General features: G+C 64.9%; 17 protein-coding genes and 1 tRNA gene. 11 read left to right on the forward strand and 7 right to left on the reverse strand.

Annotation, left to right across the window (positions count from 1 at the left end):
• Nucleotides 1-175: 175 nt before the first annotated feature.
• Both ASF98_RS14245 and ASF98_RS14250 read left to right on the forward strand, forming a co-directional pair.
• The gene (locus tag ASF98_RS14245; protein ID WP_055802951.1) at nucleotides 176-667 is read left to right on the forward strand and encodes an SRPBCC domain-containing protein; all 492 of its coding nucleotides are present in this window, start codon (nucleotides 176-178) and stop codon (nucleotides 665-667) included.
• Between the two features lie 10 nt (nucleotides 668-677).
• A complete protein-coding gene (locus ASF98_RS14250) occupies nucleotides 678-1,178 on the forward strand; it encodes a GNAT family N-acetyltransferase (protein WP_200939370.1) in 501 nt (166 codons plus the stop codon).
• Between the two features lie 10 nt (nucleotides 1,179-1,188).
• Here ASF98_RS14250 and ASF98_RS14255 read toward each other — a convergent pair whose 3' ends face one another.
• Together ASF98_RS14255 and ASF98_RS14260 are read right to left on the reverse strand one after the other, a co-directional pair.
• Nucleotides 1,189-2,220 (reverse strand): LacI family DNA-binding transcriptional regulator, encoded by a 1,032-nt coding sequence (locus tag ASF98_RS14255; RefSeq protein ID WP_055802913.1) that lies wholly within the window; start codon nucleotides 2,218-2,220, stop codon nucleotides 1,189-1,191.
• A 45-nt stretch (nucleotides 2,221-2,265) separates the two neighbouring features.
• Nucleotides 2,266-4,020 carry a glycoside hydrolase family 13 protein gene (locus ASF98_RS14260; RefSeq protein WP_235505992.1) on the reverse strand — a complete coding sequence of 585 codons (1,755 nt, stop codon included), beginning with the start codon at nucleotides 4,018-4,020 and terminating at the stop codon, nucleotides 2,266-2,268.
• A gap of 306 nt (nucleotides 4,021-4,326) precedes the next feature.
• Between ASF98_RS14260 and ASF98_RS14265 the strand changes: the two genes are divergently transcribed.
• The 5 genes from ASF98_RS14265 to ASF98_RS14285 all read left to right on the forward strand — a co-directional run bounded on the left by ASF98_RS14265 (nucleotide 4,327) and on the right by ASF98_RS14285 (nucleotide 11,917).
• A complete protein-coding gene (locus ASF98_RS14265; protein ID WP_055802917.1) occupies nucleotides 4,327-5,625 on the forward strand; it encodes a sugar ABC transporter substrate-binding protein in 1,299 nt (432 codons plus the stop codon).
• A gap of 143 nt (nucleotides 5,626-5,768) precedes the next feature.
• Complete coding sequence (locus tag ASF98_RS14270; protein ID WP_055802919.1) at nucleotides 5,769-7,424, forward strand: ABC transporter permease subunit; 1,656 nt, start codon at nucleotides 5,769-5,771, stop codon at nucleotides 7,422-7,424.
• Nucleotides 7,421-8,401 carry a sugar ABC transporter permease gene (locus tag ASF98_RS14275; protein WP_156372416.1) on the forward strand — a complete coding sequence of 327 codons (981 nt, stop codon included), beginning with the start codon at nucleotides 7,421-7,423 and terminating at the stop codon, nucleotides 8,399-8,401. The genes ASF98_RS14270 and ASF98_RS14275 overlap by 4 nt, the downstream gene beginning before the upstream one ends.
• Before the next feature lie 2 nt (nucleotides 8,402-8,403).
• Nucleotides 8,404-10,512 (forward strand): glycoside hydrolase family 13 protein, encoded by a 2,109-nt coding sequence (locus ASF98_RS14280; RefSeq protein WP_082506858.1) that lies wholly within the window; start codon nucleotides 8,404-8,406, stop codon nucleotides 10,510-10,512.
• A 34-nt stretch (nucleotides 10,513-10,546) separates the two neighbouring features.
• Nucleotides 10,547-11,917: an FAD-binding oxidoreductase gene (locus ASF98_RS14285; RefSeq protein WP_055802920.1), complete on the forward strand. Its 1,371-nt coding sequence runs from the start codon at nucleotides 10,547-10,549 to the stop codon at nucleotides 11,915-11,917.
• Nucleotides 11,918-11,930: 13 nt separating this feature from the next.
• Here the strand turns inward: ASF98_RS14285 and ASF98_RS14290 are convergent, their stop codons facing one another.
• The 4 genes from ASF98_RS14290 to ASF98_RS14305 all read right to left on the reverse strand — a co-directional run bounded on the left by ASF98_RS14290 (nucleotide 11,931) and on the right by ASF98_RS14305 (nucleotide 17,114).
• Nucleotides 11,931-13,346 (reverse strand): DUF4032 domain-containing protein, encoded by a 1,416-nt coding sequence (locus ASF98_RS14290; protein ID WP_055802922.1) that lies wholly within the window; start codon nucleotides 13,344-13,346, stop codon nucleotides 11,931-11,933.
• Nucleotides 13,347-13,463: 117 nt separating this feature from the next.
• Nucleotides 13,464-14,546 carry an ABC transporter ATP-binding protein gene (locus ASF98_RS14295; RefSeq protein WP_028271384.1) on the reverse strand — a complete coding sequence of 361 codons (1,083 nt, stop codon included), beginning with the start codon at nucleotides 14,544-14,546 and terminating at the stop codon, nucleotides 13,464-13,466.
• A gap of 257 nt (nucleotides 14,547-14,803) precedes the next feature.
• A complete protein-coding gene (gene otsB, locus ASF98_RS14300; RefSeq protein ID WP_055802924.1) occupies nucleotides 14,804-15,622 on the reverse strand; it encodes a trehalose-phosphatase in 819 nt (272 codons plus the stop codon).
• On the reverse strand, nucleotides 15,612-17,114 hold the full coding sequence (locus tag ASF98_RS14305; protein ID WP_055802926.1) for an alpha,alpha-trehalose-phosphate synthase (UDP-forming): 1,503 nt from the start codon (nucleotides 17,112-17,114) through the stop codon (nucleotides 15,612-15,614). Before ASF98_RS14305 ends, otsB begins: the two co-directional genes overlap by 11 nt.
• Nucleotides 17,115-17,294: 180 nt before the next feature.
• Between ASF98_RS14305 and ASF98_RS14310 the strand changes: the two genes are divergently transcribed.
• Nucleotides 17,295-18,185: a DsbA family protein gene (locus ASF98_RS14310; protein WP_055802928.1), complete on the forward strand. Its 891-nt coding sequence runs from the start codon at nucleotides 17,295-17,297 to the stop codon at nucleotides 18,183-18,185.
• Between the two features lie 157 nt (nucleotides 18,186-18,342).
• Nucleotides 18,343-18,419 (forward strand) — tRNA-Thr (locus ASF98_RS14315).
• A 214-nt stretch (nucleotides 18,420-18,633) separates the two neighbouring features.
• Here ASF98_RS14315 and ASF98_RS14320 read toward each other — a convergent pair.
• The gene (locus ASF98_RS14320; RefSeq protein WP_235505994.1) at nucleotides 18,634-19,128 is read right to left on the reverse strand and encodes a hypothetical protein; all 495 of its coding nucleotides are present in this window, start codon (nucleotides 19,126-19,128) and stop codon (nucleotides 18,634-18,636) included.
• 95 nt (nucleotides 19,129-19,223) lie between these two features.
• Between ASF98_RS14320 and ASF98_RS14325 the strand changes: the two genes are divergently transcribed.
• Nucleotides 19,224-19,916, forward strand: a complete 693-nt coding sequence (locus ASF98_RS14325; protein WP_055802930.1) for an ArsR/SmtB family transcription factor — start codon at nucleotides 19,224-19,226, stop codon at nucleotides 19,914-19,916.
• Between the two features lie 150 nt (nucleotides 19,917-20,066).
• Nucleotides 20,067-20,537, forward strand: a complete 471-nt coding sequence (locus tag ASF98_RS14330) for a GyrI-like domain-containing protein (protein ID WP_055802932.1) — start codon at nucleotides 20,067-20,069, stop codon at nucleotides 20,535-20,537.
• The last annotated feature ends 166 nt before the right edge of the window (nucleotides 20,538-20,703 follow it).

Below are 20,703 nucleotides of genomic sequence, written 5' to 3' on the forward strand. Positions count from 1 at the left end.
TGCACCCGGGAGGGTGTGGGAGAGTAGGTCACCGCCGGAACACCATTCAGGTCGAGAGCCCCAACCACACGGTTGGGGCTCTCCCGCATTTAAACCACCCCTAACACCACACCCCCGCCCCTCGGGCCCTCCCGCAGAACCTGGGTGGGACAGCGTCCGGGTAAAGTTGTTGACCATGGACAACCTCTTTAGCCACGCTTCCCCGGCCGACGAAGCATCGGATCCCGTGGATGCCCTCGGCGCCATCGTGCACACCGTGGTGGTGCCCGGGCCGGTCTCCAAAGTGTTCATCGGGTTCACCGAACACACCCACCTATGGTGGCCCCTCGAGGATCACAGCGTGTTCGGCGCGGGCTCCTACGTTGAATTCGAAGAGAACCTGGTGTTGGAAACCGCCGACGATGGCCGCACCGCGGTCTGGGGCACCATAGACGACTGGCAGCCACCGCTGTCTTTCCACGCCAGCTGGCACCCCGGGACCACGGCGTTGTGGTCCACTGAGCTTCGCGTTGCGTTTAGGGCCGTGGAAGGGGGCACCGAGCTCCGGCTGGTGCACGACGGTTGGGAAGGCGCGGAAGACCCAGCCAGGGCTCGGGCGGAATACGATGCAGGTTGGCCGGGCGTACTTGCCCGCTTTGTTCGGTTCATGGGTGGTGCCGTTGGTTAGGGTCCGCCGCATGACCGAGGGCGAATGGCAGTCGCTACGGGCCGTACGGCTGGAGATGCTGTCAGACACGCCCACTGCGTATGTCGAATCGCTGGTGTCGGCCCAGGCGCAGACTGAAGGTCAATGGCGGAGCCGCGCCGCTGCGATGACTGCCCCGGGCAGTGTGACGTTCGTGGCTGAGGACGACTCAGGGGCCAACGGTTTTTGCGCGCTGATGCGTGTGGTGGTCAAACATCCCCAAGACATCGACCGGCCGCGTCAGGCCATGCTGATCAGTGTCTATGTGGCTGCGGCATACCGAGGCAGCGGGCTTGCGGACAAGCTTCTGGGCCATTCGGTTGAAGCTGCAGCTAGCGAGCTGGGTGCCGGGCTGTTGCAGCTCGGGGTACACGAGGACAACACCCGTGCCCTTCGCTTCTATACACGCCACAGCTTTCATGACACTGGCCGCAGGGAAGCCTACGCACTGGATCCTGCCAAGAAGGAATTCGTCATGGAGCGGGAGTTGTAGGAGGAAGAACTTAGCACTTTGGCCCTACATCTGCCGGTGGGACGGAGGTACTGGACCTGACCACGAACTTGGTGGGGAACTCAGTGTCCGTTGCGCCGCCGTCGGCAGCGTTCTCAAGCCCGGCGAGCAGCAGCCGGACCGCCAATGCCCCTTGGCCACGGGCGTCCTGGTCGATAGTGGTCAGCCCGAACACCTCACCAAGCTCATGGCCATCAATACCGATGACGGACAAGTCGTACGGAATCCGCAGGCCGAAGTCACGTGCGGCCAGGATGGTTCCGATGGCCATCTCATCCGACGCCGCGAACACCGCCGTGGGCCGTTCGGAAGCTCCGCCAAGCAGTTGCCGGGCACTCGCATAGGCCCCCTGGATGGTGAAGTCGGCGGAGACCTGCCATTCAGGGCGGACTGCAACGCCGGCAGACGCCATGGCTTTTTCAAAGCCGCCCTGTCGCGTGCCGGGGAGCCGGAAGTCCTGCTGATAGGAGGCGTCGCCGGTCATATGGGCGATCCGGGTGTGTCCCAGCCGGAGGAGGTGGTTGGTTGCGGCCTCGGCAATGCCGGAGTCGTTGATCCGAATGGTGGAGGCACCAGGCAACGGTCCGCCGATTCCCACGATCGGGCGATGGATGGCGAGCAGCTGCTGTATTTCAGCTTCACTGAGTTCGAGCGACACAGCGATGACCGCATCCACCCGTTTTCGCAGGAGAAAATCGTTCAGAACACTGTGCCGGCGGTCGGGCCCTTCACTGACGTTGTACAAGGTCAGGTCGTAGCCGGCGTCGAGCAGTGTCGCGGACACTCCCTCCACCACCGACGAGAAAAACCAGCGGTGGACCGAAGGAACAACCACTCCCACATTGTGGTTCCGGCCTGAAGCCAGGCTGGAGGCATGGTACGACAACACGAAACCGAGCTCCGCCGCCGCTGTCTGCGCGCGTTCGCGGCTGCGGGGCGAGACGTTGCCTTTGCCGCTCAGCGCCCGCGACACGGTGGCGATGGATAGGCCCGCACGCTCAGCTACGTCCTTGATGCCGGGCATGTTCAGTTCTCCGTGTTCCTCACTGCTAATTCAACGACAGCCGGATCACCCAATTGGAAGGTTCAACCAGACCGTCTCACCCGAGCCTAGCTGATGACCGCCGTCGTACGTTTCCGGTGACGCCGAATGCTCAGCTGACTCCGGGGAGCTGCGCAGCAGCACACGCCCCGGCGGGAGGTCCATAGGATCCTGCCCCGCGTTCATTACCACCAGCGTGGTGCCGTTGACGTAGGCAAGCGACGTATCGCTGCACCAGCTTTCCAGCCAGGCCAGCGAGCCCCGGCCCAGGTCCAACTGCCTCCGTATCGCCAACATCCGGCGGTAGAGGTTCAGATGCGACGTCGGCTGTGCAGTCTGCACGTCGCGTGCCAGTTCGGCGAAGCTTGCCGGCTGCGGCAGCCAAGGGTCCTGGCCGGACCCGAAACCGGTGTGGAGCTCCGCGGCGCGCCATGGAAGTGGCACCCTGCAGCCGTCGCGGCCCAGCCGCTCTCCACCGGTGCGCGCGAAGGTGGGGTCCTGGCGCTGGCTGTCCGGGATGTCGATGCCGTCCGGAAGGCCAAGTTCCTCGCCCTGATAGAGGTACGCCCCGCCGGGAAGCCCCAGCATAAACATGGAGGCGGCCGCCGCCCGCTTCCGGCCCAGCGCAAAGTCGGGCTGACGGTCAAAGGTGCCGATCCCGTCGCCGTCGCGCGGTGCCGGGCCGTCGTAGCCGAAACGGGTGGCGTGGCGGACGACGTCGTGGTTGGACAGCACCCACGTGCTGGGCGCACCGACGGCGTCCAGCGCCACCAGCGAGTCCGTGATCACGCCGCGCAGGCGGTGGACGTCAAGAACCGCATGGAGGTAGGGAAAATTGAACGCCTGATGCATTTCGTCCGGGCGGACCCAGTCGGCCAGACGTGGCAGCGGGTCCACGTTGGCTTCGGCGCACAGGATGCGGTCCGGACCGTACTCCGCCAGGATGCGGCGCCATGCCCGGTAGATGTCATGCAGGGCAGGCTGGCCGAACATCGGGGCATCGTGGCCAGGGTAGCCGTCACAGCTGTTGCCATCTGCCCGGCCACCCCATTCAGGCAGCCCGGGAGCCTTCACCAAGGCATGTGCAACGTCCACGCGGAATCCGGCGACACCACGGTCCAGCCAGAAACGCAGCACCCGTTCGAACTCATCGTGGACTGCCTGGTTGTCCCAGTTGAAGTCCGGCTGGGAAGTATCGAAGAGGTGCAGATACCACTGCCCCGGCCGGCCGTCCGGTTCAGCGATACGTGTCCAGGCCGGTCCGCCAAAGTGGGATTCCCAGTTGTTGGGAGGCTCTTCGCCAAAGGGTCCGCGGCCGTCCCGGAAGATGAACATGTCCCGCTCCGGACTGCCCGCGGGGGCGCCGAGGGCGGCTTGGAAAGCGGCGTGCTGGTCCGAACAGTGATTGGGAACGAGGTCCACGATCACGCGCAGGTTCAGGCGGGCTGCCTGCGCCATCATGGCGTCGAAGTCGGCCAGAGTGCCGAAAAGCGGATCCACGTCGCAGTAATCGCTGACGTCGTATCCGGCATCCTTCTGCGGTGAGCGGTAGAACGGCGACAGCCAGACGGCATCCACATCAAGCCGGGCCAGCTGGGGGAGTTCGGCGGTGATGCCGGCCAGATCGCCGATTCCGTCCCCGTTCAGGTCCCGGAAAGACCGCGGATAAACCTGATAAATCACCGCGGAGCGCCACCAGCCGGCAGCTTCATCTGCAGTGTGGACCAGGGTCAGCGGCCCGGCCGCTACGGCGGGGGCTTTGAGCATTGAGTCAACGGACATGCCGGTAATCGTAGAACGGAACCGCGCCAAATTGAAAACGCTTCCAATTGTGACGTGCGCCTCACTGCGCTGGGGAGGCCTTCCGCTTCAGTCCTTAATTATCGGCGTTTCGGCGCGTCAGCTTGGGGCCGTGGCCGGCGGCGCTCCATTTTGCCCAAACAGCTACTGCCGAGTAGGGTGACTTTCCAACATGGGTCATTCCGTGTACTTTGGAAGCGCTTGCAGCTGTGAGCCACATCACCGACGATGCCACAGGGCCCCAGGGGCCGACGCGTGGATGCAGGATTTTTTATGAAAGGGACACCAATGAAGGTGCAGAACACCCTCACGAGCGGGACCAGCCGCCGCGTCTTTACGGCAGGCGCGCTGTCCGTCGTGGCAGCCTTGGCGCTCAGCGCCTGCGGGGGCGCGGCCGCCACGTCGCCGGCCACTACCACCGCCAAGCCGGATCTGAAATCCGCCGGCGCCGGCACCATCACCATGTGGGTCGACGCCGAACGGTCACCGGCACTCAAGGACATCACCGCCAAGTTCCAGGCCGATACCGGCATCGAAGTGAAGCTGGTTGTCAAAGACTTCGCCGCTGTCCGCGATGACTTCATCACCCAGGTCCCCACGGGCAAGGGTCCGGACCTGATCGTGGGCCCGCACGACTGGGTGGGCAAGTTTGTCCAGAACGGCGTGATCGCTCCGATCGAACTCGGCGACAAGTCCTCGGCCTTCCAGGACTCCTCCGTCAAGGCCATGACGTTCAACGGTTCCGTCTATGGCGTCCCGTACGCCATCGAGAACATTGCCCTGCTGCGCAACACCGACCTCGTGGCCGAGAGCGCGGCAACCCTGGATGAAGTGGTGGCCAACGGCAAGAAGGCCGTGGCGGACGGCAAAGCCAAGTTCCCGTTCCTCGTGGGCATGGATCCCAAACAGGGTGACCCGTACCACCTCTACCCGCTGCAGGCCTCCATGGGTTCGCAGGTCTTCGGCCAGGCAGCCGACGGCGGCTACGACCCCAAGCAGCTCCTGATCGGCGACGCGGCCGGCGTCGAGTTCGCCAAGAAGCTTGTGGCCTGGGGCGATACCGGTGAGAAGATCATCAACTCCAACATCACCGGGGACATCGCCAAGGAGAAATTCCTGGCCGGCGAATCACCGTACTTCCTGACGGGCCCCTGGAATGTTCCGGACGTCCAGAAGAAGGGCATCAGGTTTGCCGTGGACGCCCTGCCGACCGCCGGTGACAAGCCTGCCCAGCCGTTTATCGGCGTCAATGGCTTCTTCATCAGCGCCAAGAGCGCCAACGCCCTGGCCACCAACGAGTTCGTGACCAACTACCTCACCTCGGAAGCGGCCCAGGACTCCATGTACAAGGCCGGCGGCCGCCCGCCGGCGCTGAAGGCGTCCTTCGAGAAGGCTGCCAGCGACCCCGTCGTGGAAGCGTTCGGCAAGATCGGTGCCACCGGTGTGCCCATGCCGGCCATCCCGGAAATGAGTGCGGTCTGGGCCGACTGGGGAGCCACCGAACTGGCCCTCATCAAGGGCCAGGGCGATCCTGCTGCCGACTGGGCCAAGATGGCGGCCAGCATCAAGGCGAAAATCGCCGGCTGACCCCTTTCCGGTCTACTCCCGACAGCACCGGCCGGGCAGCTTCATGCTGCCCGGCCGGCTGCTGCAGCCCCCGCCTTGCTGCAGTGCCCTCGCTGCGCCCGCAATTTCCACGGCCCCGCTTCTCCCAAGGACCATAGACAGCCATGCCCAAAACCGATCTTTTCCAGGATTCCCCGCAGCCCCCGTCGCCAGCAGCTTCGCCAACCTGGGAGGGCAACACGCCAGACCAGCCGGGCGGGGCCCGTAGCAGCCGCTCCCGCCAGGATTCCACCAGGGGAATCGTGGCCAAGATCGTGCTCCTGGGCCTGGTGGACGCCCTGGCCGTCTATGTCCTGATGATGCTTTTCCTCAGCCAGTCCTGGGGTGCGCTGGCGGTCTCTTCCGCCGTCGTACTGGCCATTAACTGGATCTACCTCCGCAAGGGGGGACTGCCCGCCAAATACCTGGCGCCGGGCGTGCTGTTCCTGCTGGTGTTCCAGGTCTTCGTGGTGCTCTTCAGCGGCTACATCGCCTTCACCAACTACGGCGACGGGCACAACAGCACCAAGGATGACGCCATCGCGGCCATCCAGCTCACCGCCCAGAAACGCGTTCCGGACTCGCCGGCCTACAAGGCGGCGGTGCTCACCAAGGGCAACGACTTCTACCTGTTGTTCACCGATCCGGATGGCAAGGCCACGATCGGCAGCACCGGCACGCCCCTGCAGGAAGTGCCCGACGCCGGTACCGATTCCACGGGTAAGGCCAACTCCGTCGACGGCTACCAGACGCTGACCTTCCAGGAAATCGTCGCCAACCAGCAGGAGATCCTGGCCATCACCGTGCCCGTCTCGGACAATCCGGCTGACGGCACCCTGCGCACGGCAGACGGAAGCAACGCCTACGAGTTCAAGCCGGCGCTGACGTATGACGCCGCGGCCGATACCTTCACCGACACCGATACGGGGGCCGTCTACCGCGACAACGGCAGGGGCGCCTTCGCCGACCGCAGCGGCGAAACCCTCACCACGGGCTGGAAGATCGACGTCGGCATGGAAAACTTCGCCCGTGCCTTCACCGATCCCAGCCTCCGAGGGCCTTTGCTGGGCGTCATCCTGTGGACGTTCACCTTCGCCGTCACGTCGGTGGCACTGACTTTTGCGCTGGGACTGTTCCTGGCAGTCACGTTCAACCGCGAGGACCTGCGCGGCAAGAAGGTGTACCGGATCCTGATGATCCTGCCCTATGCGTTCCCCGCGTTCCTGTCCGGCCTGGTCTGGTCCGGCATCCTCAACCCGCAGTTCGGCTGGCTCAACCAGACGCTTCTGGGCGGGGCCACGATCGGCTGGCTCACCGACCCTTTGCTGGCCAAGGTCAGTGTCCTGGTGGTCAACCTGTGGCTCGGCTTCCCGTACATGTTCCTGGTCTGCACCGGTGCCCTCCAGTCGCTGCCCACCGAACTCGACGAAGCTGCCCGGATGGACGGAGCCGGCCCGTGGCGGGTGTTCCGGTCCATCAAGCTGCCGCTCTTGCTGGTCTCCATTGCACCGCTGCTGATTTCCTCGTTCGCCTTCAATTTCAACAACTTCAATGTGATCTACATGCTCACCGGTGGCGGACCGCGCTTCGCCGACACCGACCGGGACATTGGAGCCACCGACATCCTGATCACCCTCGTATACAAGGTTGCCTTCGGGCAGGGCACCGGCCGTGACTACGGCCTCGCCAGCGCCCTGGCGATCATCATCTTCATCATCGTGGCCACTGTTTCGGCCATCAGCTTCAAGCAGACCAAAGCACTCGAGGACGTGAACTCATGAACGGGTCAACGGCACGCACCCGCACGACGGCGGCTCCCGCCCCAGGCTCCACCCTCGCCGCAGCGGGCACCGCAGCCGGGACCACCGATGTCGATCAGCTGAGGCTGTTGCACCGGCGGCGCACGTTCGGTGTCTGGTTCAAGGACAAAGGGTGGCGTCATCTCGTAGGAATCGCAGTGACCATCTTCGCGATCTTCCCGCTGCTGTATGTACTGTCTGCCGCGTTCAACTCCACCGGTACCCTCGTGGGCTCGAATGCGCTTTTCAGCAAACTCGACCTCGGCAACTTCACCGCCTTGTTCAACGACCCGTCCCGGCCCTTCGGCCGCTGGTTCGTGAACACCATGGTGGTTGGTGTGGTGACTTCCGCGGCGACGGTGTTCCTGGGCGCCATGGCCGCCTACGCATTTTCCCGCATGCGCTTCAAGGGGCGCCGGATAGGACTACTGAGCCTGCTGCTGCTCCAGATGTTCCCGCAACTGTTGGCCGTGGTGGCCATCTTCCTGTTGCTCAGCGGGATCTCCGAGGTCATTCCGGCCCTGGGCCTGGGCAGCCAGCTCGGCCTGATCATGGTGTACCTCGGCGGCGCCCTCGGGGTGAACACATACCTCATGTACGGCTTCTTCAACACCGTTCCGCAGTCCCTGGACGAGGCGGCAAAGATTGACGGCGCCAGCCACGTGCAGATCTTCTTCGGCATCATCCTGCGCCTGGTCACGCCGATCCTCGCAGTGGTGGGGCTGCTTGCCTTCATCGGCATCTCCAGCGAATTCGTGATCGCCAGCGTAGTGCTGACGGACCCGGACAGCCAGACGCTCGCCGTCGGACTCTACTCCTTTGTCGCCCAGCAGCGCTCGGAGAACTGGGGGGTCTTCGCCGCCGGCGCCGTGCTCGCCGCCGTCCCGGTGATGGCACTGTTCCTGTTCCTGCAACGCTACATCGTCAGCGGCCTCACCCAGGGCTCGGTCAAGGGCTGAGCATGGCGGCATTCCTCCAGCCCGGTCCGGTCCCACCCGGCCCCCTCCCGCACCACGACGGTTCGCCGCTGCATGCGCCCCGGCGCACTGCACTGGGCGATACTGCCCGGCTCCGCATGAGGGTCCCCGCAGCGTGGGGGCATGCCGCCCGGGTCTGGGTGCGGTCGGTCCAGGACGGCGAGCCGCGGTACGACGCCGCCCGCAGCCTGGGGGAGTCGGACGGCTGGACCTGGTGGGAAACGGAAATGACGGTCACCAACCCGGTGGCGCGGTACCGCTTCCTGCTGGAAGTCGCGGCCGGCGAGTACGACGGCGGGACGCCTGGCACCGGGACTTTCGGCAGCGGAACAGCGGCCGGCAGCCCGGGGTACTGGAGCCTCAACGCGCAGGGACTGTTCCGCCGCGACGTCTCCGACTACGCGGACTTCCGGCTGACCTCGTTCCCCGCCGCTCCCCAGTGGCTGCGCCGGGGAACGATGTACCAGGTGTTTCCGGACCGCTTCGCGCGCTCCGCGGACGCCGACTCGCATCCGGCGCCTGACTGGGCCATCCCTTCCGGCTGGGACCGCACGCCCGTGGAGGGAACCGGGCCGGCCACGCCGTTCCAGTTCTACGGCGGCGACCTCACGGGGGTGGCCGAAAAGCTGGACCATATCCAGGGACTCGGCGCCGACATCATCTACCTGACGCCGTTCTTCCCGGCGCGTTCCAACCACCGTTACGACGCCTCCACCTTCAACGCGGTGGATCCGCTGCTCGGCGGGGAGAGCGCCCTCGTGAAACTGGTGGAAGCAGCACACGCCCGCGGCATCAAAGTGCTGGGCGACCTCACCGCCAATCATTCCGGCGATGCCCACGAGTGGTTCCGGCGTGCGCTGGCCGATCCGGCATCCGTTGAAACCGGCTACTACTACTTCACGGATGCCAAGGAGCCGGAGTCCAAGGAGCCGGGCACCAAGCCGGGCACCGCGGAGCCGGGCACCAAGCCGGGCACCGGGGAGCAGGGCGTCCGGAACTACGAGGCCTGGTACGGTGTTGCGTCGCTGCCCAAGCTCAACTGGTCCTCCGAGGAGCTAAAACACAAGTTCGTCCTGGACGATGACTCCCCGGTGGCGCGCTGGCTCAGGCCCCCGTTCAACCTGGACGGCTGGCGGATCGACGTCGGCAACATGACCGGCAGGCTGGGCGCCACGGACCTCAACCGGGAGGTGGCGCGGCTTATCGCGGACCGGGTCCGGGATATCAACCCCGAAGCCGCGTTGCTGGCCGAAGCCACCAACGATGCCGCACCGGACTTCACCGGCGAACACTGGCACGGCGCTATGACCTACGCCAACTTCACCCGTCCGCTGTGGTCCTGGCTGGCAGGGGACGCCGCGCACGTCAATTTCTTCGGCACCCCCCTTGCCGGGCCCAACCGGATGGGTGCCGAGGATTTCCTCGCCACCCACCTGGACCTGGCGGCAGCCTTCAGCTGGGACCTCCGGCTCCAGAACATGAACGCCCTGAACAGCCACGACACCGCCCGTGCAGCCACGGTGATGATTGACGGCGGGCAGCTGCTCGGGGCCGTCATGATGTTCACCCTTCCGGGTGTTCCGGTGGTCTTCGCGGGAGACGAGTTCGGACTTAAAGGGCACAATGGCGAAGACGCCAGGACGCCGATGCCGTGGGACGACCCCCGCCGGGTCGAGGCGGACCTCCGCCCCAGCTATTCGTCCCTGGCATCCCTGCGCCGTGGGCAGCCGGCGCTCACGGAGGGCGGCATCCGCTGGCTGTATGCCGACGGCGACGCGCTCGCCTATGTACGGGAGACGGCGGAGAGTGCTGTCGTGGTGTTCGTGGCTCGCGCCGCCGCGAGGGCGGATCTCGCCGCCGGCGCACTGTCTCCGGCCCAGTTCGCCGCCCTCGCCGCCGATCCGGCCTTCAGCACAGGTGACGTCACCGCGTATACAGGTGCATGGGCTGCCGGAACCCGGATCAGCGCGGGCGAGGCCGCGGCGGCGGTCTGGGTGCTTCCCGGTACCCGGTACCCGGTACCCGGTACCCGGGCACCGGGAGCTGAAGCTGCTGCGGGCTCAGCAGCAGGGATGCAGGGTCCGCCCGTTTAGACTGGAGGCCGGATTCGACGGACCTGGAGGCCGCATGAGCAACATTGTTGACGAGCTCAAAACCATCCTGGAGCCCGGCAAGCTGGCCGTGGACAAAACGACCTTGGCCAGTTACGCCGTGGACCAGGCACCGGTTGTCGACTACCAGTTGCCGCTGGCCGTCGTCTGGGCCGAAACAGTCGCGGACGTCCAGGCTGTGGTCAGTGCCTGCGCCAAGCACAGTGCGCCCATTGTTGCCCGCGGGGCCGGCACCGGGGTTTCCGGCGGTGCCCACGCCAGCCCGGGGTGCATCGTGCTGAGCCTTGAACGCATGAACCGCATCCTCGCCCTGAGCCCGGACGACGAGACCGCCGTCGTCGAACCCGGCGTGATCAACGCGGCCCTCAACGACGCAGCAGCGGTGCACGGGCTGATGTATGCCCCGGATCCCGCGAGTTTCCGCACGTCCACTCTCGGCGGCAATGTTGCCACCAACGCCGGTGGCCTGCGCTGCGCCAAGTACGGCGTCACCCGCGATTCCGTGCTGGCCCTCGACGTTGTCTTGGCAGACGGTTCCCTCATTCACACCGGGCACCAGACGTTCAAGGGTGTTGCCGGCTACGACCTGACCGGGCTGTTCGTTGGCTCGGAAGGAACGCTCGGCATTGTGGTCGGGGCGACGCTGCGGCTGAAGTACCTTCCCCGTGAAGTGCACACCATTGCCGCGTTCTACCCGGACTTCCGCAGTGCCGCGGCGGGTGTCCTGGCCGTGGGGAAAGCGCGCGTGCAGCCCGCCATCATGGAGCTGCTCGACGGCGGTTCGCTGCGTCAGCTCGATGAGATCCATGGCTCGGACCTCAGCACCCGTGGAGCCTCGCTCCTGCTGATCCAGACGGACGGCTTCGGGGCGGCGGCGGAAGCCGATGTGGTCCGCGAGGTTCTTGCCGCCAGCGGAGCCACAGTGACCACTGAGGCCAGCGCGGAAGCCGAACAGCTGGTGGAACTCCGGCGGAACAGCCGCGGCGTTGAAGTGGACGACGAATACCGGGTGGGGGAGGACGTGGCCGTGCCGCGCTCGCGGCTTGTGGACTACATCGGCGAACTTGAAGCCATGGCCGTGGCCCACGACGTGCAGCTCAAAGTGGTGGCGCACGCCGGCGACGGCAACCTGCACCCGACCTTCTGGGTGGACCGCGTGGACCACCAGGTGGACGCCGACGCCATGCAGCGGCTGGGCGAATGCCTGGACAGATCAATCACGGTGGCCCTGGCCATGGGCGGAACCATCACCGGCGAGCACGGGATCGGGCAGTACAAACTGCGGTGGCTTGGCCTGGAACAGCCGGAACCCGTCCGGGAATTGCAGCGCCGGATCAAACATCTCTTTGATCCGGCCGGCATCCTGAACCCCGGGAAAGCGATCTAGGGGGCCGGCGACGTTAGTCGTCGGAGTCGGGGTATTCGTCGATGTCCTCGTCGCCGTACCGGGACTGCTCGGTTTCCACTTCGAGGATCTTGAGCAGCTCGGTGTCCGGGTTGAGCATGATCGCTGCTTCGTCGCGGCGGTGCCGGAGGATGGAGTCGATGTAGGACTGCACGGCCTCCGCCAGCGGAATGTGCCGTTCCTGCTTCTCGGACATGTACCAGCGGTGTTCCAGCACTTCGTGGACGGCTTCGGCGGGTTCGAGCTTGCCGGAGAGGTCGCGGGGAATCGAACGGACAATGGGCTCGAAGATTTGGCTGACCCACAAGTGGGCGCTGTATTCCTCATCCATGGAGGGGTTGTTGTCCGCGCGGAACGAATCCATGTCGTTGAGCAGGCGACGGGCCTGGTTCTCCTGGGCGTCCAGCCCGGTCAGCCGCAGCAGGCGGCGCTGGTGGTGGCCGGCGTCCACCACCTTGGGCTGGAGCTGGATGGTGGAGCCGTTCTGGGTGGTCTTGATCGCGTATTCCTCAACGTCGAACCCCAGCTCGTTGAGTTTCCGGATCCGGGCTGCCACGCGCCAGCGTTCGCCGATCTCGAAGGATTCCTTCTCGGTAAGCTCGGTCCAGAGCCTCCGGTAGCTGTCCATGATGAGTTCGCTGGTGGCCACCGGGTCCACTTTTTCTTCGATCAAACCGCCGTCCAGCAGGTCCATCAGCTCGCCGGCGATGTTGACCCGGGCGATCTCGAGATCGTACTCGCGCTGGCCGGTGGACAGGTCCGGGTACAGCTCGCCCGTCTCGGCGTCCACGAGGTAGGCAGCGAAAGCGCCGGCGTCGCGCCGGAAGAGCGTGTTGGAGAGCGAAACGTCGCCCCAGTAGAAGCCGATCAGGTGAAGGCGAACCATCAGCAGCGCCTGGGCATCGATCAGCCGGGTGAGGGTGTCCTTGCGGAGCATCTGTGAGAAAAGCGCGCGGTAGGGCATGGAGAACTTCAGGTGCCGCGTGACCAGCACCGGATTCAGCGGCCGGCCGTCCGGTGTGGTGCGGCCGGTGATAACGGCTACGGGCTCGACGCAGGGTACGTCCAGGCGCGCCAGCTTGCGGAGCATGTGGTACTCGTGGCGGGCCACGTGTTCGGACGTTTCCTTGATCGCGATCACCGAGCCGCCCAGGTGCGCGAAGCGCACGATGTGCCGGGATATGCCTCGGGGGAGAGCTGCGAGGTATTCCGCGGGCCAGTCCTCCAGGGCGATGTGCCAGGGCAGATCCAGGAGTTCGGGATCAGCGGAGGCGGCGGTGATGCTCAGGTTGCTCGAGACGTTGGAACTCTTGTCGTCGTTGGCGCTGGCCGCTTCAAACCGAGGTAGTTTGCCGATCTGGCCGTAGTCGGTGGGTTCGTCGTGCCATTGGGCGTTGCTTTCCTCGGTCATGTGCCAATTCTTCCGTACGTAGGGGCAGGCGGCCTAAACAAACGTCAGGAAACCGCGCTTAAATCACGACGGCGGCCCGTCCAGTGAGGAGGGGCCGCCGCCGTTCAGTGCTAAAGGCTAGTCGCCGAGGCGCAGGCCGGTCTTGGTGTCGAACAGGTGCACGTGTCCGGACTGCGGGCGAACGTAGATGGATTCGCCCTTCATCGGGGGACGGCGGCCGTCGACGCGTGCCACGATGTCGTGGCTCTTGCCGTCCAGCGTGGTGTGGCCGTAGACGTAGGCGTCGGCGCCGAGTTCTTCGACGACGTCAACCTCAACCTGAAGGCCTTCACCGGCGGCGACCTGCTCCAGGTCCTCCGGGCGTGAACCGAGGGTGACGGTGGCGCCGTGGGCTTCTTCGAGGATGTTGCGCGGTACCGGGTACACGGTTCCGCCGAACTGGACGCCGCCGTCGACGACGGGGAGTTCCAGCAGGTTCATGGCAGGGGAGCCGATGAAGCCGGCAACGAAGACGTTCTTGGGCTTGTCGTAGAGGTTGCGCGGGGTGTCAACCTGCATCAGCAGGCCGTCCTTCAGCACAGCCACGCGGTCACCCATGGTCATGGCCTCGACCTGGTCGTGGGTCACGTAGACGGTGGTGACGCCCAGGCGGCGGGTCAGGGATGCGATCTGCGTACGGGTCTGGACGCGGAGCTTGGCGTCGAGGTTTGAGAGCGGCTCATCCATGAGGAAGACCTGCGGGTTACGCACGATTGCGCGGCCCATGGCGACACGCTGGCGCTGACCGCCGGAGAGTGCCTTCGGCTTGCGGTCCAGGTACGGCTCGAGGTCAAGAAGCTTGGCTGCTTCGCGGACACGCTCGGCGCGCTCTTCCTTGCTGACGCCGGCGATCTTCAGCGCGAAGCCCATGTTGTCCGCAACGGTCATGTGCGGGTACAGGGCGTAGTTCTGGAAGACCATCGCGATGTCGCGGTCCTTCGGCGGAACGTCCGTGACGTCGCGGTCTCCAATGAGGATGCGGCCTGCGTTGACGTCCTCAAGACCTGCGAGCATGCGCAGGGAGGTGGACTTGCCGCAGCCGGAGGGTCCAACGAGGACCAGGAATTCGCCATCGGCGATGTCGATGTTGAGCTTATCGACGGCGGGCTTATCGGTGCCCGGGTACAGACGTGTTGCGTTATCAAAAGTAACTGTAGCCACAGTTATCAATCCCTTCACCGGCAGGTACGTGCCGGACGATCCGTTGTGAATGGTTCATGTTTATTCAGTTGTCCACGGTCTTTCAGCCGTGTACTCCCCGGCCGAAGCCGAGGAGTATCGCGTGACGCCGCACGGTGTCTGTGCGCCACATCACAAACAGAGTATGTCAGATTTTATGCATTTGGGTGCAAATGTTACGGGCGTCACATGTGAGATTGGTGACGGTGTCCGTCCGGAGCGTGGATTTACGCGGGCGGCTATGCGGATTCCGCCAGGGCCAGGGTGCGCTCACGGAGCAGTGTTTCCAGCAGCTCGGCGATGTGCACGGGCGCCTCCACGCGGAACTGCGCCTGCGTGAAATCGAGCCCCACCTTGACGCCCACGTCGCCCGGATACAGCCGGCCCAAGGCGTCTTCATCGGTGGTGTCGTCTCCGGCGAACACCACCGCTGTGGCGTCGGTCGCCTGGCGCAGGAAGGCCATGCCCTCACCCTTGGAAGCGTGAACGACGGACGTCTCCAGCACGCGGTTGCCGTTCTTCAGGTGCACGTCCGGCCGGTCCTGCAGGGCTGCGCGGGCTGCGGCGACGGCGTCTTCGGCCACGTCGTCGGCGGCCAGGCGGGTGTGGAGCACGACGCCGGCCGGCTTGTCCTCCAGCAGGGTGCCCGGCGCCTGTTCCACGATCTCTTCAAGGACGCGGCGGACTTCTGCCAACAGCGTCAGCTGGTCCGGGTCCAGGGTGAGTTCGGAAGAACCCGGTCCCAGCCAGGCTTCGGCCCCGTGGCTGCCGATGAGGAGCGTCTCGGGCGGCGGCGAAGCGACCGCCCGGAGGCTGGCGAGGGCCCGGCCCGAGATGAGTGCCGTCGTCGTTCGCGGGAGGACCGCAAGGGCGGCGAAGGCGGCGGCGGACCGGGGGAGGGGACGGGCATCAGCCGCGTGGTCAACCAGCGGGGAGATTGTTCCGTCGAAATCCATGGCCACCAGGAGGTGCTCGGTGGCGGCCACCTTTTTGAGGGCCGCCAGGAGTTCCGGCTGAAGCGTGAGGGGCGTCTTGCCCGGGGCTGCATCAGGTGTCATCGCGGACCACTTTCTCTTTGAGCGCTGCAAGGAAGTCGGCTGACCAGTGATCGACGTCGTGGTCCAGGATCTGCTTGCGCATGGACCGCATCCGGCGGGCCGCCTCGGCGGGCTGCATGTTGACGGCCCGCATGATGGTGTCCTTGAGGCCGTCGATGTCGTGCGGGTTCATCAGTAAGGCCTGCTTGAGCTGGTCCGAGGCCCCGGCGAATTCGCTGAGCACCAGGGCGCCGTCGTTGTTGGTGCGGGCGGTCACGTATTCCTTGGCAACCAGGTTCATGCCGTCACGCAGTGCCGTGACCAGCATGACGTCGGCCGCCAGGTACAGTGCCACCATCTCATCGATGGGGTAGCTGTGGTGCAGGTAGCGCACTGCCGTGTTCTGCATGGTGTCATAGGTGCCGTTGATGTGGCCCACGGTGCCCTCCACCTCTTCACGCAGCAGCCGGTATTGCTCCACCCGCTCCCGGCTGGGGCTTGCCACCTGGATCAGGGCCGCGTCCTCCACCGTGACCTTGCCGTCGGCCAGCAGTTCCTCGTAGGCCTTGAGCCGGTGCCGGATGCCCTTGGTGTAGTCGAGGCGGTCGACGCCGAGGAGGATGGTCTTCGGATTGCCGAGGTCCCGGCGGATCTGGTGGGCGCGCTCGATGATCTCCGGCTTTCGGGCCAGTTCGCTGATCTGCTTGACGTCGATGGAGATGGGGAACGCCTGCGCCCGGGCAATGTGGGTTGTTGCCCCGTCCGGTCCCTTGACGTGCACCTGCTGCTGCTTGACGCTGGCACCGAGGAAGCGGCGGGCTGAACGCATGAAGTTGCCGGCATCGCTGGGGCGCTGGAAGCCCACCAGGTCGGCGCCGAGGAGGCCGTCAATAATGGCCCGGCGCCAGGGAAGCTGGGCGAAGATTTCCGGCGGAGGGAAAGGGATGTGGTTGAAGAACCCGATCTTGAGGTCCGGGCGCGCTTCGCGGAGCATCTTGGGGACCAGCTGTAGCTGGTAGTCCTGCACCCAGACGGTGGCCCCCTGGTCGGCGTGCCGCACGACGGCGTCAGCGAACCGCCGGTTGACCTTACGGTATGAATCCCACCAGGTCCGGTGGAATTCCGGCGGCGCAATCACATCGTGATACAGCGGCCAGAGCGTGGCGTTGGAAAAGCCCTCATAGAAGAGCTCGACGTCGTCCGTGCTCAGCTGCACCGGGACCAGGTCCATTCCGCCGTGGCTGAAGGGCTTGACGGTCTCATCCGGGGCGCCATGCCAGCCCACCCACGCGCCGTCGGTCTTGGTCATCATCGGGGCCAGTGCGGTCACCAGGCCGCCGGGAGACCTGCGCCAGCCGTCCTCGCAACCCCTGTCCTCCGGTGCGCAGCGGTCAACCGGGAGCCGGTTGGACACCACCATGAAGTCGTACAGCGCGGCAGCCTCGTGGCCGCCGCCGCGCGCGGGTTTTCCTTCAGCGGTTGCTTCGGATTTGTCACGGTGCCTAGTGTGCATTGGTGCCCCTTGGGTTGCTAATGGCTCGAAGTCAACCCTAGTCGGCTGGAATCTTCCGTGCTATCCATCCGTTGGGCAGACGGACGGAAAGTTGAAGGCGCAAGCTCTCAGGTTTCTCCCCTAAACTGACAAAGTTGCCACTGATGTGGTCCGCACCTGGCCGATCGACCCGAGGAACTGATGAGCGCCGCAAACGAACCCCGCAAGTCCAAAGCAGAACGCACTGCCGAGGCCCGCGAGAAAGCCCGTGAAATCCGTGAGGCGCAGCTGAAGAAGGACAAGCGCAATAAACTCCTCATCGGCTGGGGCATTGTGGTGGCCGTCGTAGCCATCCTCGCAATCGTTGCACTGGTAGTCAGTTCCAACATCAGGAACAACGCTCCCGTGGCAGACGAAGGCCCCACTCCGGCCAACGGCAACATCCACGGCGGCGTGACGCTGCTGGCAAACTCCGAGGTAGTGAAGTCCGATCCCGCTGCGGTGAACGTGAAGGACGTCCCGTCTAAGCCGGAAACGCCGCCTGCAGAGGTGAAGGCACCCGGTGCTGAGGCGGAAGCCGGCAAGCCTGTGAAGGTGGTCGTCTATATCGACTTCATCTGCCCCGTCTGCAAGCGGTTTGAAACCACCTACAACGAACAGCTGACCAGCCTCCGCAACGAAGGCAAGATCTCGCTGGAGTACAGGCCGCTCGGCTTCCTGGACCTGCAGTCCACCACCAACTACTCCTCCCGCGCGGCCAACGCTGCGGCCTGCGTAGTCAACGAATCGCCCGAAAAGTACTCCGACTTCGTCAACGCTCTCTTCGAGAAGCAGCCCGCGGAAGGCAGTGCCGGCCTTTCGGACGACGATCTGAAGAAGATGGCCACGGACGTGGGCGCCAAGAGCATCGACACGTGTGTGGAAGAGAAGAAATACCGGCCCTACGTAAAGGTGGCCACGCAGGAGGCTGCTGCCATCGGTGTGACCGGCACTCCGACTGCCTTCGTGGACGGCAAGCAGTGGGGCAAGGGCGACTCCGCCAATACCGACCTGATCCCGTTCATCCAGGCCGCAATCGACGCCAAGGGCTAACAACCACCCTCGCGCATCAGGCCAGTGGCCCGGTTCCGGAACCATCCGGCACCGGGCCACTGCCGTTTTTACCAGCGGGGCGTCCTTGGGCTAACCTTATCTAGCACTGCATCCAGTGCCGCTCGTTGCGCCTGATCCGTCGGGCAGAAACAGGCACGCCTCCTTAGCTCAGTTGGCCAGAGCACCGCTCTTGTAAAGCGGGGGTCGTCGGTTCGAATCCGACAGGGGGCTCCACTGTGGCTTGACCTGTGGTTGTAGCGCCGCAGGGCAGGGGCCTTTTGCTTTTTTCAGGTCGTGGACCCACCCTTTGCTCACCCGTATCGGCGCCGGACTTAACCTGCGTCGGCGATTGCGCTTCCGGGCTGGCTGCATCGAAGGCGCTGAGCACCGCGGTCGTGTCGAAGGCCTCCTTATATTCCCCGACGGACTGTTTCCGGGTCATCGAGTGTCAGTGGCGTGTCATCGTGGAGCTTCGCATTCCGCTGTAGGCTGCCACGACCCCTACCAGGAAAATGAGAACGGCGAGGTAGATCAGGCCGAGGTGACCAAGCGTGGCCAGACCCCATGGGTAGTGCGCGGGGAGGGCAACGGCGAGTCCGACGACCGGGACGATAACGGCTGTGGCAAAGGCCCACCGTTCTCCGCGGCGCACTCCATACCAGGACAGGCCTGCGACGGCCAGCCCGGTCGCAGCGATGAAGCCGCTGACCGCGATGTGCAGATGGCTGATGTAGTGATACAGCTGAGGGCTGAACGCCTCGATTTCCGCCCTCCCCTTGTCCACTTGTTCGGGGCCGATGCCCAGCTCGAGGAAGGCGTCCGTGAAGTTGAGTACAAGGAAGATTACGGCGTAACCCACGAAGGCCAACCCGGCCAGCGTCATGAGAGCGGCTCCTGTCCGGAGGCGGGACTTTTCTCCTTTGGGAGCTTGGATGGTGGACACGGCCACCACCCCCTTTCTTAATTTAAGTAGGTACTTGAATAAGAATCCTCTGACGGTAGGCTTGTCAAGAGAACTCTTGAATAGGAGGAGGGTGAGTGGGCAACCAGCAGGAAAAGGATGCGCTCTTCGAAGCCCTCGTCGAAGCTGCAAAGGCGTTGGGGAACGGCAGAAGGGCGCAGCTGATCGATATCCTGGGGCAAGGCGAACGGTCGGTTGAGGAGCTGGCCGCAGAGATCCACCAGAGTATGGCCAACACATCCCAGCACTTGCAGCGCCTGCTGCGTGCCGGCATCGTCTACTCCCGACGGTCGGGGACGAGGATCTATTACTCGCTTGCCAGCCCCGCAGTGGAGCGGCTATGGCGAGCACTTCGGGAGGCAGCCGAAGCGCATTCGGGGGAGCTGGGCGATCTCGTCCGTGCCTACGTCGGCAACCGCGCCGACCTGAGCATGATCACGCGTGACGAACTGCTGCTATGGCTGCGGCAGGGCGACGTCGTTGTGCTGGACGTGCGGCCGCAGGCAGAATACGAAGCCGGACATATCCCGGGGGCGCTTTCCGTGCCCTTCTCGGACGTTAAGTCTCGACTGCGCGAGGTTCCCCAGGGGAGCGAAATCGTCGCCTACTGCCGCGGACCATACTGCCTATATGCGGACGAGGCCGTGCGGCTGCTCACGGACGAAGGGCGCCTCGCCACAAGGCTTGAGGACGGCTTCCCCGAGTGGAAGGCGGCAGGGCTCCCGATAGAACAGTCGGCTACGGTCCGGAATGCACCGCCGCGGCCCTGATCGGAGAAATATGAACACCATGGCCGAAGCGAAATATTTGGCCGACGTGTCAGTGATGGTCGAAAACTGACAAGACCCAGGAAGTCCCAGCGCCAGGCCAAGGGTCGTTTGCCTCTACGCTGTTCCGTTCACACCGCGCAACCTAGGCGTATGAGCCAAGAGAAAACCGGCATCCGGCTGGTCCAACGCCCCGAGCAGCCCACCGCCGTCGTCCGCGAAAAAGTGCCCATGGGCGAGCTACCCCCGTTCTTTGGACGCGCCTTTGGCGCCGTCATGGCCGCAGCCCAGAACCAGGCCGTGCAGATTGCCGGGCCGCCCTTCGGCCTGTACCGGGGCATGCCCACCGACACGGTCGACGTCGAGGCGGGATTTCCGGTGGCAGCGCCCTTCACCGGGTCAGAAGGAGTGGCGGCCGGAATCCTGCCGGCGTGCCAGGCCTTCGAAGCCACCCACACCGGTCCGTACGACACGCTGAGTGCCACGTACGACGCCATCCAGGCGCGGATGAAGGAAGAGGGATTCAGCCCGGCCGACTCAATGTGGGAATACTACTTGAGCGACCCCGCCAGGGAGCCCGATCCGGCCACCTGGAAGACCCTGGTTGTGTGGCCCGTGGCGTAGGGTCCGTCCCTGAAGACCGTTCCCTGAAATTGCCGCGCAACGGTGGACCTTCTTGAAATCCCCGAAAGGAACGCTCACGCTGCCCTTGGTTCCCTCCGACTCGTCAGGGTCCAGGCCCAGGTGCACGGACCGCCAGAGCGCCCCCGTCCCGGAAAAGTAACGCCGC

It is taken from the genome of Arthrobacter sp. Leaf337 (genome assembly GCF_001423745.1).
Lineage (GTDB): Bacteria > Actinomycetota > Actinomycetes > Actinomycetales > Micrococcaceae > Arthrobacter.

What these genes read in the sequence shown, in the direction of transcription:
- ASF98_RS14285 (WP_055802920.1), top strand. Translation starts at nt 10,547, where the DNA reads ATGAGCAACATTGTTGACGAGCTCAAAACCATCCTGGAGCCCGGCAAG.
- ASF98_RS14270 (WP_055802919.1), top strand. Translation starts at nt 5,769, where the DNA reads ATGCCCAAAACCGATCTTTTCCAGGATTCCCCGCAGCCCCCGTCGCCA.
- ASF98_RS14305 (WP_055802926.1), bottom strand. Translation starts at nt 17,114, where the DNA reads ATGCACACTAGGCACCGTGACAAATCCGAAGCAACCGCTGAAGGAAAA.
- ASF98_RS14280 (WP_082506858.1), top strand. Translation starts at nt 8,404, where the DNA reads ATGGCGGCATTCCTCCAGCCCGGTCCGGTCCCACCCGGCCCCCTCCCG.
- ASF98_RS14260 (WP_235505992.1), bottom strand. Translation starts at nt 4,020, where the DNA reads ATGTCCGTTGACTCAATGCTCAAAGCCCCCGCCGTAGCGGCCGGGCCG.
- ASF98_RS14310 (WP_055802928.1), top strand. Translation starts at nt 17,295, where the DNA reads ATGAGCGCCGCAAACGAACCCCGCAAGTCCAAAGCAGAACGCACTGCC.
- ASF98_RS14330 (WP_055802932.1), top strand. Translation starts at nt 20,067, where the DNA reads ATGAGCCAAGAGAAAACCGGCATCCGGCTGGTCCAACGCCCCGAGCAG.
- ASF98_RS14265 (WP_055802917.1), top strand. Translation starts at nt 4,327, where the DNA reads ATGAAGGTGCAGAACACCCTCACGAGCGGGACCAGCCGCCGCGTCTTT.
- otsB (WP_055802924.1), bottom strand. Translation starts at nt 15,622, where the DNA reads ATGACACCTGATGCAGCCCCGGGCAAGACGCCCCTCACGCTTCAGCCG.
- ASF98_RS14275 (WP_156372416.1), top strand. Translation starts at nt 7,421, where the DNA reads ATGAACGGGTCAACGGCACGCACCCGCACGACGGCGGCTCCCGCCCCA.
- ASF98_RS14255 (WP_055802913.1), bottom strand. Translation starts at nt 2,220, where the DNA reads ATGCCCGGCATCAAGGACGTAGCTGAGCGTGCGGGCCTATCCATCGCC.
- ASF98_RS14250 (WP_200939370.1), top strand. Translation starts at nt 678, where the DNA reads ATGACCGAGGGCGAATGGCAGTCGCTACGGGCCGTACGGCTGGAGATG.
- ASF98_RS14245 (WP_055802951.1), top strand. Translation starts at nt 176, where the DNA reads ATGGACAACCTCTTTAGCCACGCTTCCCCGGCCGACGAAGCATCGGAT.
- ASF98_RS14290 (WP_055802922.1), bottom strand. Translation starts at nt 13,346, where the DNA reads ATGACCGAGGAAAGCAACGCCCAATGGCACGACGAACCCACCGACTAC.